The following is a 14,371-nucleotide window of genomic DNA, read 5'->3' on the forward strand; positions in this document are numbered from 1 at the left end:
CGGTCAGGCAACGCTGGCACGCAGGCGGGCGAGCAGGCTGTCCACCGTCCGGTTGCTGTTCTGCACGAAGGCGTCCGCCTCGTCCAGGGCCTGGATGGAGCGGTCGATCGAGGCGCTGATCAGCGGCGACAGCTCGCGGGCCACCCGCGCCTCGGCGACGTCGGTCATCGTGAGGCCCTGCTGCCCGGCATCCACCACGACCAAGGGCCCGTAGGCGACCGCCTTGTGCTTGGCGACGCCCACGACGACGTTGGGAACCTTGTACGCAAGCACCCCTTCAGGCAGGTTCACGGCGCCGGGCACGGCGGCTCGACCGCGGCTGGAAGGCTTGATGATGGACATGGGACCCCTGGTGCAGGACTGGGAACCAGGAAATGCTAGCACTCGAGGCTTTCGCGCCCCGTTGCGCCCCCGCATCGCTCCGCCAGCCCGCCGGCCACACGCCCCTGTTCGAGCGGACGACGGGTCCCTGGGGTAAATTCCCTGCGTGCCAGTCATGTCGAATCAGTGGGCCGGGCAGGTCTTGCAGTGGATGGGCCGGACGACGCTGGCCCTCGCCCTGGCGTGGGCGCCGGGCGCACAGGCAGCGCCTGCCCCCACGTCCTCCGCCGACGCGGACCTCGCCGTGCAGGCCCGTGAAGCCTGGGTCAAGCGCGACCGCAAGCGCCTGGCCGCGCTCGTCGACGCCGCCCTCGGCCAGGCCCACCCGCTGGCCGGCTGGGTCGAGTACTTCGACCTCAACGCCCGCCTGGCCGAGCTGCGCCAGGCCGACCTCGACGCCTTCTACGCCCGCTACCCCGGCAGCTACGTCGAGGACCGGCTGCGCAACGACTGGCTGCTGGAGCTGGGGCGCCGCCGCGACTGGGCCAACTTCCGCCGCGACCATGCCGCCTACCAGATGCGCGACGACCGCGAGGTGGCCTGCTACGCCCTGCTGGCCGACCACCTCGCCGGCACCAAGGTCACGGTCGACGCCGCCCGCGCCGCCTGGATGGCGCAGAAGGACGGCGACGACGGCTGCTTCCAGCTCGCCTATGCCTTCGTCGACGCCGGCCTCTTCAAGGCCGACACCCTGTGGGCCAAGGCCCGACTGGCCACCGAGCAGGGCCGGCCGCGCGCCGCGCGCCAGGCCGTCATGCTCCTCAACGCCAAGCCGCTGGAGCAGAAGCTCGCCGAACTGCAGGACAACGCCGGCCGCTACCTGACCCGCAAGGCGCGCAGCAGCCCGCGCGCCGAGGCCGAGCTGACCGCGCTGGCCCTGGCCCGCGTCGCCGCCAACGACCCCGACCAGGCCGGCGACGTGTTGCAGGACAAGTGGAGCCGCCTGCCGCCCGACCTGCAGGCCTGGCTGTGGGTGCAGATCGGCCGCCAGTCGGCCATGAAACTGCAGGACGACGCCCTCCCCGCCTTCGACCGTGCCGCCAAGCTGGCGCCCGACTTCGCCTGGACCGACGACGCCCTGGCCTGGCAGGCCCGTGCCGCCCTGCGTGCCGGCCGGCCGGCGACGGCCCTCAAGGCCATCGAGCGCATGAGCGCCACCGAGCAGCGCGACCCCGCCTGGGCCTACTGGAAGGCGCGCGCCACGCGTCTGCAGGGTGACGCTCCGGCTGCGCGCGCCCAGCTGGCCGCCCTGGCCGCCACGCCGCTCAACTACTTCGGCCGCCTGGCCGCCGAAGACCTCGGCCTGCCCACGCCGCTGCCGCCCGCGCCCGCGCCGCTCACGGCCGAGGAGCGCCGCGCCGCGCGCAGCCTGCCCGGCCTGCAGCGCGCCCTGCAGCTCATCGACCTCGGCCTGCGCGGCGAGGGCGTGCGGGAATGGAATTTCACGCTGCGCGGCATGGGCGACCGCGCCCTGCTCGCCGCCGCCCAGGAGGCCTGCGACCGCGAAGTCTGGGACCGCTGCATCAACACCAGCGAACGCACGAAGACCGAGATCGACATCACCCAGCGCTACCCCACGCCCCACCGCACCGAACTGCTGCGCGAGGCCAGGGCGGCGGGGCTGGATGCCGCCTACGTCTACGGACTGATCCGCCAGGAGTCGCGCTTCGTGCTGGACGCGCGCTCCCACGTCGGCGCCGCCGGCCTGATGCAGGTGATGCCGGCCACCGCCAAGTGGACGGCCAGGAAGGTGGGCATGAGCTACAGCCCCGACCTGATGCACGACCGCGACTTCAACCTGCGCATCGGCACCAGCTACCTCAAGCTGGTGCTGGACCGCTTCGACGGCGCCCAGGCCCTGGCTGCGGCCGCCTACAACGCCGGCCCCAACCGCCCGGCCCGCTGGCGCGACGGCCCGGTCGTCGACGCCGCCGTCTGGGCCGAGAACATCCCCTTCAACGAGACGCGCGACTACGTCCGCAAGGTGCTGCTGGGCGGCACCGTGTACGCCCAGGTGCTCGGCCTGCCCACCACCTCGCTGCGCGAGCGCCTGGGCGCCACCATCGGCCCCGCCGGCGCGCGCGCGGCCGAGCCTGCGGACATTCCGCCTCCCGCGGCGGACACCGCGCCATGACGCCGTCCGTCCTCGTCCTCGGCGGCAGCGGCTTCGTCGGCCGCGCCTTCTGCGAACAGCTGACCCGCCGCTTCGGCGGCGCTGCGCGCATCACCGTACCGACGCGCCGCCTGCCGCACGGGCAGAGCGTGCAGGCCCTGCCGGGCGTGACGGTGCTGCAGGCCGACGTCTTCCGCGACCTGCCGGCCCTCGTCGCCGGGCAGGACATCGTGGTCAACCTCATCGCCATCCTGCAGGGCAGTGCCGCCGCCTTCGAGCACGTGCACGTGGAGCTGCCGCGGCGCATCGCCGCCTCGGGCGCGCGCCGCGTCGTGCACGTCAGCGCCCTGGGCGTGGCCGAGCACGCGCCATCGCGCTACCTGCGCAGCAAGGCGGCCGGCGAGGCCGTGCTGCAGGTCGCCGCCCAGACGGGCGGGCTGGACCTGACGCTGGTGCGGCCCTCCCTGGTCTTCGGCGAGGGCGACCGCAGCGTCAACCTGTTCGCGCGGCTGCAACGGCTTTTCCCGGTGATGCCGCTGGGCGGGGCGCAGGCGCGGCTGCAGCCGGTGTGGGTGGAAGACCTCGCCCGGGCGCTGGTCGAGGTGGCCTTGCGGCCGCAGGCCGTGGGCCAGGTCTACGAGATCGCCGGCCCCGAGGTGATGACGTTGGCCGAGCTGGTACGCCGTGCCGGGCGCCTGGCCGGCTGCGAGCGCCGTGTGCTGCCCCTGCCGCCCGGCCTGGCCTGGCTGCAGGCCCTGGCCCTGGAATGCCTGCCCGGCGAGCCGCTGATGTCGCGCGACAACCTGGCCTCGCTGAGCGTGCCCAACGCCGCCAGCGGCCGGCTTCCCGGCCTGGCCGAGCTCGGCATCAAGGCCGCGTCGCTCGAGGCCGTGCTGCCGGCCTATCTCGCCGCGGCAACCGGCGTGGCCCGCCTGGACGCATGGCGAGCCAGGCATTAATCCGTTGCGGATTGCTCATCCCTGCCGCCCTCGTCGCCGCCTAAGCTGCGGGGCCCTGACCTGAGAGGCCCCATGAAGCTCTACATCGGCAACAAGAACTACTCGTCCTGGTCCATGCGCAGCGGTGTGCTGCTGACCGCCTTCGGCATCCCCTTCGAGGAGGTCAAGCTGCGCTTCGACTTCATCCCGGGCTCGGAATGGCACCGCGTCATCGCCGGCATCAGCCCGACCCGGCGTGTGCCGGTGCTGGTGGAGGACGACGGCTTCACCGTGTGGGAAACGGTGGCGATCGCCGAGTACGTGGCCGAGCGCCATCCCGAACACGCCATCTGGCCGCGCGATGCGCGCGCACGCTCGTTGGCACGCAGCCTGTGCGCCGAGATGCATGGCGGCTTCGGGCGGCTGCGCACCGTCTGCCCGATGAACATCGAGGTTTTCTTTCCCGACATCGGCCGCAAGCTCTGGGCCGAGGACGAGGCCCTGCGGGCCGACGTGGCGCGGCTGGACCAGGCCTGGAGCGAGGCGGTCGCGGCCAGCGGCGGGCCTTTCCTGTTCGGCGCCTTTGGCGCGGTGGATGCCTTCTTCGCCCCGGTGGCGGTGCGGCTGAGCCGCTTCGGCCTGCCGCTTTCGGAAGCGGCGGCAGCGTATCGCGACGCGCTGCTGGCCCATCCGGCGGTGGAGGACTGGGTGGCGGACGCGATGCGGGAGCAGGACTTCGTGCCGGAGGATGAGCCGTATCGGCAGGGGCGTTGATTCGGCGCGCCCGCCGGGGCGGACTCCCGGCTCGGTGCACCGAGTCGCAAAGGCTCTCGGCAAAAGCAAGCCAACCCAACGGTGGACCGCTTCAGCTCCGCACTTCCCCCTGCCCCAACACGACCCACTTCATCGACGTGAGCCCTTCCAGCCCCACCGGCCCGCGGGCGTGGAACTTGTCGGTGGAGATGCCGATCTCGGCGCCCAGCCCGTACTCGAAGCCGTCTGCGAACCTCGTGCTCGCGTTGACCATCACGCTCGCCGAATCCACCTCGCGCAGGAAGCGCATGGCGTTCGGGTGGTTGGTCGTCAGGATGGCGTCCGTGTGGTGGGAGCCGTAGCGGTTGATGTGGCGAATGGCCTCGTCCAGCGAGTCCACCACCTTGATGCTGATGACGGGCGCCAGGTATTCGGTGGACCAATCCTCCTCGCTGGCGGGCACCGCCGCCGGCAGCAGGGCACGGGTGCGTTCGCAGCCCCGCATCTCGACCCCCTTGGCCGTGAAGACCTCCGCCATCAGCGGCAGGAAGGCCGCAGCCTGGGCGGCATGCACGAGCAGGGACTCGGTCGCGTTGCAGGGGCTGTACTTCTGCGTCTTGGCGTTGTCCACCACCTTGACCGCCTGTTCGAGGTCGACGAACTCGTCCACATAGCTGTGGCAATTGCCGTCCAGGTGCTTGATGACGGGCACTCGCGCCTCGGCGCTGATGCGCTCGATCAGCCCCTTGCCGCCGCGCGGGATGATGACGTCCACCCACTGCGGCGAGCTGATGAGCAGGCCCACGGCGGCGCGGTCGGTGGTGTTGACGAGCTGCACGGCCGCGCGCGGCAGGCCGGCCTCCTGCAGCGACGCGGCCACCAGTTCGGCCAGCGCGAGGTTGGAGTGCAGGGCCTCCGAGCCGCCGCGCAGGATGCAGGCATTGCCGCTCTTGATGGCCAGCGACGCCGCCTCGATGGTCACGTTGGGACGGCTCTCGTAGATCATGCCGAACACGCCCAGCGGCACGCGCATCTGGCCCACGCTGATGCCGCTCGGGCGACGCTTCACGCCGGTGATCTCCCCGATCGGGTCGGGCATGGCGGCGATCTGCTCGCAGCCTTCGGCCACGGTCGCGAGGGTCCTGGCGTCGAGCTTGAGGCGGTCGCGCAGCGGGCCGCTGAGCTCGGCGGCGCCCGCGAGGTCGCGGGTATTGGCGTCGGCCAGCGACGGGCCGGCCTCGCGCAGCCGGCGGGCCAGGGCCAGCAGGGCGGCGTTCTTGGCCGCCGTCGAGGCGGCGGCCATCTGCGTGGCGGCGGCGCGGGCGGCGCGGCCGAGGTCGTCCATGTAGGCGGTGAGAGACATGCGCGGATTTTCACCGAGGGCGGCGGGCACCGCGCGGCCCGGGCCATCGCCCACAATCGGCCGCACAGGCCCGCCATCCCGGGCCGGGAGCGTCTAGATGACCCCGTCTTCGCGGAACGCACAAGCCGGCTTCACCGGACCCGAATCCCTCAGCCGCCGCGAACTGCTCGGCGCCGGGCTGGGCGCGCTGGCCCCCTGGCCCGCTCTCGCCCAGGACGCCTGGCCGAACAAGCCGGTCCACTTCGTCGTGCCGTTCGGGCCCGGCGGCGCCAACGACATCGTCTCGCGCGCCGTCGCCGAGGCCACCTCGCGCCAGCTCGGCCAGGCCATCGTCATCGAGAACAAGCCGGGCGCCGGCTCCACCATCGGCTCGGCCTACGTGGCCAAGGCCGCGCCCGACGGCTACACCTTCCTCACGCCGGCCGCCGGCGTCATCACCAACGCGCTGATCAAGTCGCGCATGCCCTACGAGGAAGGCGACCTGGTGCCCGTCGTGATGATGGCCGTCAGCCCCTCGGTCATCGTCGTGCCGGCCGACTCGCCCATCAAGGACCTCAAGGGCCTGATCGCCGCCTCGCGCAAGGGTGACGGCCTGAACTTCGCCACCGCCGGCACCGGCAGCACGCCGCATTTCGTGGCCGAGATGCTCAAGCTGCGGGCCGGCGCCAAGCTGCAGATCGTGCCCTTCAAGAGCGGCTCGGAGGGCATGGCCGCCGTGGTCGGCAAGCAGGTCGACGCGACCTCCGAGGCCAGCCCGGTCGTGCTGTCCATGGTCAAGGCCGGCCGGCTGCGCGCCATCGCCTCGACGTGGAACCGCCGCATCGCCGCCCTGCCCGACGTGCCCACGGCCCAGGAGCAAGGCTTCCCCGACATCTTCATCGGCCACTGGTCGGGCGTGTTCGCGCCCAAGGGCACGCCCGAGGCCATCCTCGACAAGCTCAACGCCGCCGTGAACACGGCGCTCAAGTCCAGCGAGCTGCGGGCCAAGCTCATTCCGCTGGCCATCGACCCCACGGGCGGCAGCCGCGCGGACTTCCGCCAGTTCCTTGCGGCCGAGAAGGCGCGGCTCGCGCCCATCGCCAAGGCGGCGCAGATGAGGGAAGACTAGCCTCGCGTCACTCGACGTCCAGCGTGTAGGTCACGGCCTGGGACAGCTCGGGCAGGATGCCGCCGAAATTCAGCGTGTAGCGGCCCTTCTTCAAGGGGCCGAGCGCCACGTAGAAGCCGTTGGCCGCGGCCAGGGTCTCGTCGTCCTCGAAGGCGCGGAAGCAGCGACGCGTGGCCTGGCGATGTGCGGCCAGGCCGCCGAAGCGCCTGCCGTTGACTTCCAGCACCAGCGCCGCCGTGCCCGGTGTCAGCTGCGCGGCGCGCTGCTTGAGCGAGGCGCAGGACTCGTCCTCGTCCTCCGGCTCCATCGTGATGGTGTTGACGAGGGGGAAGAACAGCGTCTTGCCGGCCGGCACGCGGCAACTGCGCACCGTGCGGGCCGTGCCGTAGGTGCCGGCCAGGAACCAGACCGGTCCCGTCTGGCCATGGGCGCACAGCCGCCCGTCGGGATCGGCCACGGGGCTGTCCTCGTCGTCGAAGGACAGGGCCCAGCGCCACCAGCGCTTGGACCACTCCTCCTGCGACACGCCGGCGACGGGTTTGCCGGGAGGGATCAGCGGCACGGTCTGCGCGGCCACGGGCCGGGCCACGCCGAGGCACAGCGCCAGCATGGCCAGGGAGCGGCAAAGGGAATGCATCGTCGGGTTCTTTCTCTCGGGCAGTCCAGTGAGCTCAACCACCGAACATCATGCGCCGGGCCAGCGCCTGCTTGACCGGCGTGGCCAGTTCCAGGCCGGCCAGGGCGAGGCCGCGCAGGGCCGGCAGGCCGGGCAGCCGCCAGGCGAAGCTGCGAGCGAGGAAGTCGGTGGCGGCGATCATGGGCCAGCGGTCGGGCGCGCGCTGCCAGTCGATGCGGGCCAGGGCCGCGTCCAGGCCCGCGGCGGTCTCGGCGGCGTCGCGCAGCGCGTCCACCAGGGCCTGGGCGTCGCGCAGGCCGAGGTTCAGGCCCTGGCCGGCCACCGGGTGCAGCGTCTGGGCGGCATTGCCGATGCGCAGCGCCCGGCCCTGCAGCAGCCGCGTCTCGGCGTTCAGGCCGAGGGCGAAGCACTTCAGCGGCGAGATGCCGGCCAGCCTGCCGGCCACGGCGGGCAGTTGCTGCTGGATGACGGCCAGGCGCTGGGCGTCGCTGAGCGCGGCGATGTCGTCCTCCGCCTGCGGCAGGCACCACACCAGGGCCGCGCGCGGGCCGTCGGCGTCGTCGGGCAGGGGCAGCAGCGCGAGCGGGCCATTGCGGGTGAAGCGCTCGATGGCCAGGCCACGCAGGCCCGGCGGCGCGAGGCGCACCGTGCCGACCCAGGCGTTCTGGCGGTAGTCGCTGGTGAGGGCCTTGCGGTCCTGCTCGGCGAAGACGCCGCCCTCGGCCACCACCGCCAGGTCGAAGCCCTCGACCACCGGGCCTTCGCCGCAGTCGAGTTCGACCCCGCCGGCCGCCGGGCGGATGGCGTGCACCGCCGTGCCGAAGCGCGTGGCCAGGCGCTGGGGCTCGCGCGTGGCGGCTTCGAGCCAGCGCTGCTGCAGCGGCGCCACCAGGGCGCCGTAGGGCAGCACGGCACCCAGCTGCGGCACGCCCAGTTCGGTGGCGCGCAGCCACACCTCGCCGGCCACCGGCGAAGGCGGCGCCTGGCTGACGTGCACCGTCTGGATGGCCTGGGCCGCCTCGGGCCGCCAGGCGCCCAGGCGCTGCAGCAACCGGATGCTGCCGAGGTTGAGGGCCAGCGTGCGGGCGTCGCCGCTGACGTCGCGGTCGAGCGGCCGGGTGTCGAACAGATGGATGCCGACGCCAGGCAGGCGCTCGGCGGCCAGGAGGGCGAGGGCCAGCCCCGCGGGGCCGGCGCCGATGACGGCGAGATTCATGGGACGAGACGGTGGACAGACCCCAACGATACCCGGGGCGGCGCGGCGCGCTTAAGCTGCCGGCCTCCGCCTCCCCAGCTTCATCACAGGACCGCTCCATGCAATACCGCCGCCTCGGCCGTGCCGGCCTCCAGGTCTCCGAACTCTCGCTCGGCTCCTGGGTCACCTACCACAACCAGGTCGACACCAAGGCCGCCACCGAGATGCTGGCCGCGGCCTTCGACGCCGGCATCAACTTCTTCGACAACGCCGAGGTCTACGCCCAGGGCGAGAGCGAGGTCGTCATGGGCCAGGCCTTCAAGACCCTGGGCTGGAACCGCCTGGACTACATCGTCTCCAGCAAGTTCTTCTGGGGCCTTCAAGGCAAAGGTTCTCGGGATGGCGTTACGACCGTCAACCGCAAGGACACCCTCAACCGCAAATACCTGATGCAGGCGGTGGACGGCTCGCTCAAGCGCCTGCAGCTCGAGCACCTGGACCTGATCTACTGCCACCGCGCCGACCCCAACACCCCCATCGAGGAGACCGTCTGGGCGATGAGCGACATCATCCGCCAGGGCAAGGCCCTCTACTGGGGCACCAGCGAATGGAGCGCCGGCGACATCCGCGCCGCCTGGGAGATCGCCGAACGCCACCACCTGCACAAGCCCGTCGTCGAGCAGCCGCAATACCACCTCTTCCACCGCCGCCGGGTGGAGCAGGAGTACGCGCGGCTCTACGAGGACATCGGCCTGGGCCTGACCACCTGGAGCCCGCTGGCCTCGGGCCTGCTGACGGGCAAGTACCGCCACGGCATCCCGCCCGGCAGCCGCGGCGCGCTGGAGAACATGGGCTGGATGCGCGAACAGCTGCAGGACAAGGCGCGCAACGACGCCGTCGAGCAGCTGGCCGGGATTGCGCGCGAACTGGGATGCAGCACCGCCCAGCTGGCCATCGCCTGGATCAACCGCAACCCGCGCGTTTCCACCGTCATCCTGGGCGCCAGCCGGCTGGAGCAGCTGCAGGACAACCTCGGCGCCCTGGCCGTCACGCCCAAGCTCACGCCCGAGGTGCTGGAGCGCATCGACGCCGCCACCAAGCCGCTGGCCCAGTGAGGCGCCGCGGCGCAGGGGAGGGAATGATTCACATCCCCTGAGGGCAAGACCCGGCAGGCCGGTGACCGCGTCTGCCCGAGAATGCCGGCATGAGGGTCCTCATAACAAAAGGGTACGCAACCCTGCTGATCGCCGCGGGGCTGGCCACGGGAGCGCAGGCCGTGGTGCCGCGCTTCGAGTCCATCGGCGAGCCGGGAGCCGTGCGCGACAACGTCGTCTCGGCCCTGGCCCAGGACTCCCGTGGCCTGCTCTGGGCCGGCTCGCCCGAGGGCGTGCTGCGCTTCGACGGCTACGCCTTCCGCCGCTATCCCCTCAGCAGCCCCGACGGCCAGCTACTGCCCGAGCAGTTCGTGCGCGCCATGCTGCCCGACCCGCGCGGCTGGATCTGGGTGGCCGCCGGCAACAGCGGCCTCGTGCGCATGGACACCGCCACCGGCCGCTGGTCGCGCTGGGCGCGCGATGGCCGCTCGGCCGACGAGACCGCTCCTGCCGCCAACACCGTGCGCGCCCTGGCGCTGGAGAAGGACGGCACGCTCTGGATCGGCGGCAGCGGCGGCCTGGACCGCTTCGACGTCGCCCGCGAGCGCTTCACCCACCACCGCGGCCGCGACGATGGCCTGCCCGATCCGCGCGTGCAGACCCTGCTCGTCGACCGCGAGGGCACGCTGTGGATAGGCACCTGGCGGGGCCTGGCGCGCAAGACGCCCGAGGGCGCCATCGAGACGCTGGACGTCGGCCTGTCCGACCAGCTCGTCACGTTGCTGGCCGAGACGCTGGACGGCCGCATCATCGCCGGCACGGCCCAGGGCCAGTTGCGAGCCCTCTCGCCTAGCGGCCAGGTCCTGCCCTTCAGCCCGGGCGCCCTGCCCGGCGCCACCTCCGGGGTGTGGCCCGTGATGGCCATGGCCCAGCCCGATGCCGACGAACTCTGGTTCGGCGACGCCTCGGGCCTGTCACGCCGCCGCGCCAGCGACGGCAGCCTCATCGAACGCCTGCCGGCCAACGGCGCCGGTGCCGGCACCGCCCCGCGCAGCGACGTGCGGGCGCTGATGCGCGATCCGTCCGGCACCATCTGGGCCGGCAGTTATGGCGGCGGCCTGATGCGGCACGTGCCCTCGCTGCCCGGCCTGTCCATGGTGCGCGAGGCCATGGGGGCGGCGCCCGCGGTACTGGACGTGCGCAGCATCCTGCAGCTGAGCAATGGCGAGGTGTGGCTGGGCCTGCTCTCGGGCGGCATCGAGCGCCGCGACCGCCAGCTGCAGCCGCTGGGCCAGATCGTGCCAGGCAACGGCGGCCTGCCGCCGGGGCGCGTCAACGCCCTCGGCCAGACCCGGGACGGCTCCGTCTGGGTCGCCGTGGACACTCAGCTGCTGCGCTTCGACGCCCAGGGCCGCTGGAAGGAGACGCTGCGCAGCGGCAATGCCGTGCCGCGCCGCTTCCAGGCCACGGCCGACGGCGCGCTCTGGATCGCCACGCTGGACGGCGTCATGCGCTGGACGCCAGAGCGCCCGCAGATGCGACCCGTCCCGACGGCCGGCCTCGCCGGCGGCACCGGCGAGGTGAATGCCTTCGCCCTGCTGCCGGACGGCAGCCTGTGGGCCGGTGGTGCGGCCGGCCTGCTGCGCGTCGCCCACCCCGAGGCGGCCGAGCCGGTGGCGCAGTGGGTGGAGTCCCAGGGCCTGACCGGCCAGACGGTGCTGGGCATGGCCGTCGACCTGGCCGGGCGGCTGTGGGTGGACACCGGCACCGGCCTGCACCGCATGCTCGACAGCGACGGCAAGCGCGCCCGCTTCGAGGCCGTCGCCGCCTCGGACGTGGGCGGGGCCTTCGGCGCCAACCTGCTTTTCGACAAGCAGGGCCGCATCTGGTCGCAGCGCAACATGTACGACCCCGGCAGCGGCGAGCGCCGCGAGCTGGGCGCGGCCGACGGCGCCGACCTCGGCACCGGCTGGTTCCGCGCCTACGCCAGGCTCGACGACGGCCGCATGCTCTTCGGCGGCGCCCGCGGCCTGCTCGTCATCGACCCCGAGCGCTTCTCCCCCTGGGGCTTCAAGCCGCCGCTGGTCGTCTCGGAGCTGCGCGTGGACGGCGAGGAGCGCGCCCTGCCCGCGGGCGCCAACACCCTCGTGCTCGCGCCCGGCGAGCGGGCCTTCAGCCTCGCCTTCGCCTCGCTGGACTACAGCCAGCCGGGCCGCAACCGCTACCGCTACCGGCTCGAAGGCCTGGACCCCGGCTGGATCAACGCCGGCGCCCTGAGCCGCACGGCCACCTACACCAACCTCTCGCCGGGCCACTACAGGCTGCACGTGCAGGGCAGCAACCGCGACGGCGCCTGGAGCCCCCACGAGCTGCTGCTGGAGGTGGACGTGCGCGCCGCCTGGTGGCAGTCGCCCTGGGCCATGGCCCTGGCCGTCGTCGCCTGCGGCCTGGCCGTGATGGGCATCGTCAACATGCGCACCCGGCTGCTGCTGCGCCACCGCCGCGTGCTGGAGGCCCGCGTGCGCGAGCGCACCGAGGCGCTGGAGGCGGCGACCGACGAGCTGCACCGCAAGTCCGTGGAGCTGGAGGAGGCCAGCCTGACCGACCCGCTGACGGGCCTGCGCAACCGCCGCTTCCTGGACCGCCAGATGCCGGCCGACGTGGCACTGACGCTGCGCCACTACGAGACGCCCGCCGGCCATGCGGACCACGAGCAGGACCTGCTCTTCTTCCTGATCGACATCGACCACTTCAAGCGCATCAACGACGCCCACGGCCACATGGCCGGCGACGCGGTGCTGGAGCAGATGCGCGGCCGGCTGGACCTGGTCTTCCGCGCCACCGACTACCTCGTGCGCTGGGGCGGCGAGGAGTTCCTCATCGTCGCCCGCGGCACGCCGCGCCGCCGCGCCGCCGAGCTGGCCGAGCGGGCCCGGCACGCCGTGGCGGCCCAGCCCTTCGACCTGGAGGGCGGCTACCGCCTGGCGCTGACCTGCTCCGTGGGCTTCTCGGCCTTCCCGCTCTGCCCCGCGCGCCCGGCGGCGCTGGACTGGCACGCCGCCATCGACCTCGCCGATGCGGCGCTGTACGAGGCCAAGGAGGTCGGCCGCAATGCCTGGATCGGGCTGCTCGAGGCCGAGGCCGACAGCGACGAGGCCCTGCGCCAGGATGCCCGCCGCCGCCTCGACGAATGGGTGGCGACCGGCCGGCTGACCCTGGCCAGCTCGCAGGCGGCGCAAGCGAAGGCGGGCTGAGGCGGGCGCCGGGCTTCAGCCCAGGCCGAGCTGGGCGAGCTTTTGATAGAAGGCCGCGCGCGAGATGCCCAGGGCCTGGGCGGCGGCCAGCTTGTTGCCGCCGGTGGCGGCCAGGGCAGCCTGGATGGCGCCGCGCTCGGCATCGGCGATCACGCGGCGCAGGCTGGCCACCTCGCCGGATGAGGGGGCTTCGGCCTCGCGGCCCGGCGCGGGCCCGGCCGGCAGGGCCCGCATCACCTGCTGGGCCGACAGGCGGCTGCCCTCGCCCACCATCACGGCCCGCTCCAGCACGTTGCGCAGTTCGCGCACATTGCCCGGCCAGCGGTGGCGCAGCAGGGGCAGCAGGGCGTCGTCGTCGAGCTCCAGCGGCTGGCCGGTGCGCGCGCCGATGTCGTCGAGGATGTGCTCGGCCAGCACGGGCAGGTCTTCGAGCCGGCTGCGCAGCGGCGGCACGGCCAGTTCCAGCACGTTGAGCCGGTAGTAGAGGTCGGCGCGGAAGCGCCCGTCGGCCACGCGGGCCGCCAGGTCGACGCTGGTGGCGGCGATGACGCGCACGTCGATGCGCAGCAGCCGGTTGGCGCCCAGCGGCTCGATCTCGCGCTCCTGCAGCACACGCAGCAGCTTGGCCTGCAGGGGCAGGGGCATGTCGCCGACTTCGTCGAGGAAGAGGGTGCCGCCGTCGGCCAGCTTGAACTTGCCGTCGCGCCCGCGCCGGTCGGCCCCGGTGTAGGCGCCGGCAGCGGCGCCGAAGAGTTCGGCCTCGAGCAGGGCCTCGGGGATGGCCGCGGCGTTGACGCCGACGAAGGGCCGCTCGGCCCGCGGCGAGAGGTTGTGGATGGCGTGGGCCAGCAGTTCCTTGCCGGTGCCGGTCTCGCCGGTCAGCAGCACGGTGGCGTCCTGCGAGGCGGCGCGCCGCGCCAGCCGCTTGACCTCGGCCGCCGCCGCGGACACGCCGAGAAAGGCCGCGAGGCTGTAGCGGGCGCGCCGGCTTTCCGACAGCTCGCGCTCGGCGGCCGTGAGCCGCACCTGCAGCTGGGCCACCTTGTCCAGCAGGGGCTTGAGGCCCTCGACGCGGTCGTAGAGCACGAAGCCGACGGCGCCCACGAGCACGCCCGCCTCGTCCACCAGCGGCATGCGGGTGACGACGCAGTGCTGGCCGGCCAGCACCATGATGTCCAGCACGATGGGGGCACCGGTGCGCACCACCTCCGGCATGCGGCTGCCGGGGATGACGTCCTCGATGGGACGGCCGACGGCCTCGGTCGCGCTCGCCAGGCCGAAGCGCCGGGCGTACTTGTCGTTCATCCAGCTGATGTTGGCGTCGCGGTCCACGGCGATCGCGCCCTCGCAGAGGGCCTCGAGGCGCTCGAAGAGGGACTTCATCGCGAGGGCCCGCACCGCAGCCGCCGAACCCTCGGCATCCGCAGCCGAGGGCGCTGGCTTCACCGGCCTGGGGTGCATGTCTGTCTCCATGACGCCGCCTCCTGCGCCCGGCATGGGTGTCCGGGCTGCGGGACGGCTGTCTTGTTCCATGG

General features: G+C 73.0%; 11 protein-coding genes. 6 read left to right on the forward strand and 5 right to left on the reverse strand.

Annotation, left to right across the window (positions count from 1 at the left end; genetic code table 11):
* Positions 1–3 precede the first annotated feature (3 nt).
* Entirely contained in the window at positions 4–342 is a 339-nt protein-coding gene (locus LXT12_RS17055; RefSeq protein WP_233393488.1) for a hypothetical protein, read from the reverse strand.
* Positions 343–496: 154 nt separating this feature from the next.
* On the opposite strand from LXT12_RS17055, the gene LXT12_RS17060 reads away from it, so the two are divergent.
* The 3 genes from LXT12_RS17060 to LXT12_RS17070 all read left to right on the forward strand — a co-directional run bounded on the left by LXT12_RS17060 (position 497) and on the right by LXT12_RS17070 (position 4,206).
* Complete coding sequence (locus tag LXT12_RS17060) at positions 497–2,515, forward strand: lytic transglycosylase domain-containing protein (RefSeq protein ID WP_233393489.1); 2,019 nt, start codon at positions 497–499, stop codon at positions 2,513–2,515.
* Positions 2,512–3,453, forward strand: a complete 942-nt coding sequence (locus LXT12_RS17065; RefSeq protein WP_233393490.1) for a complex I NDUFA9 subunit family protein — start codon at positions 2,512–2,514, stop codon at positions 3,451–3,453. The genes LXT12_RS17060 and LXT12_RS17065 overlap by 4 nt, the downstream gene beginning before the upstream one ends.
* Positions 3,454–3,525: 72 nt before the next feature.
* Positions 3,526–4,206 (forward strand): glutathione S-transferase family protein, encoded by a 681-nt coding sequence (locus tag LXT12_RS17070; RefSeq protein ID WP_233393491.1) that lies wholly within the window; start codon positions 3,526–3,528, stop codon positions 4,204–4,206.
* Positions 4,207–4,297: 91 nt separating this feature from the next.
* On the opposite strand, the gene LXT12_RS17075 is transcribed toward LXT12_RS17070, so the two are convergent.
* The gene (locus LXT12_RS17075) at positions 4,298–5,548 is read right to left on the reverse strand and encodes a glutamate-5-semialdehyde dehydrogenase (RefSeq protein WP_233393492.1); all 1,251 of its coding nucleotides are present in this window, start codon (positions 5,546–5,548) and stop codon (positions 4,298–4,300) included.
* 97 nt (positions 5,549–5,645) lie between these two features.
* Between LXT12_RS17075 and LXT12_RS17080 the strand changes: the two genes are divergently transcribed.
* Complete coding sequence (locus LXT12_RS17080) at positions 5,646–6,656, forward strand: tripartite tricarboxylate transporter substrate binding protein (protein WP_233393493.1); 1,011 nt, start codon at positions 5,646–5,648, stop codon at positions 6,654–6,656.
* 7 nt (positions 6,657–6,663) lie between these two features.
* On the opposite strand, the gene LXT12_RS17085 is transcribed toward LXT12_RS17080, so the two are convergent.
* A complete protein-coding gene (locus LXT12_RS17085) occupies positions 6,664–7,293 on the reverse strand; it encodes a hypothetical protein (RefSeq protein ID WP_233393494.1) in 630 nt (209 codons plus the stop codon).
* 34 nt (positions 7,294–7,327) lie between these two features.
* Positions 7,328–8,509 (reverse strand): FAD-dependent monooxygenase, encoded by a 1,182-nt coding sequence (locus tag LXT12_RS17090; RefSeq protein WP_233393495.1) that lies wholly within the window; start codon positions 8,507–8,509, stop codon positions 7,328–7,330.
* Positions 8,510–8,607: 98 nt separating this feature from the next.
* On the opposite strand from LXT12_RS17090, the gene LXT12_RS17095 reads away from it, so the two are divergent.
* Positions 8,608–9,603 (forward strand): potassium channel beta subunit family protein, encoded by a 996-nt coding sequence (locus tag LXT12_RS17095; RefSeq protein WP_233393496.1) that lies wholly within the window; start codon positions 8,608–8,610, stop codon positions 9,601–9,603.
* An 89-nt stretch (positions 9,604–9,692) separates the two neighbouring features.
* Positions 9,693–12,836: a ligand-binding sensor domain-containing diguanylate cyclase gene (locus LXT12_RS17100; RefSeq protein WP_233393497.1), complete on the forward strand. Its 3,144-nt coding sequence runs from the start codon at positions 9,693–9,695 to the stop codon at positions 12,834–12,836.
* A 15-nt stretch (positions 12,837–12,851) separates the two neighbouring features.
* Here the strand turns inward: LXT12_RS17100 and LXT12_RS17105 are convergent, their stop codons facing one another.
* On the reverse strand, positions 12,852–14,297 hold the full coding sequence (locus LXT12_RS17105) for a sigma-54 interaction domain-containing protein (RefSeq protein WP_304622769.1): 1,446 nt from the start codon (positions 14,295–14,297) through the stop codon (positions 12,852–12,854).
* Positions 14,298–14,371 lie beyond the last annotated feature (74 nt).

The sequence above is a fragment of the Pelomonas caseinilytica genome (genome assembly GCF_021353235.1).
GTDB lineage: Bacteria > Pseudomonadota > Gammaproteobacteria > Burkholderiales > Burkholderiaceae_C > Pelomonas > Pelomonas caseinilytica.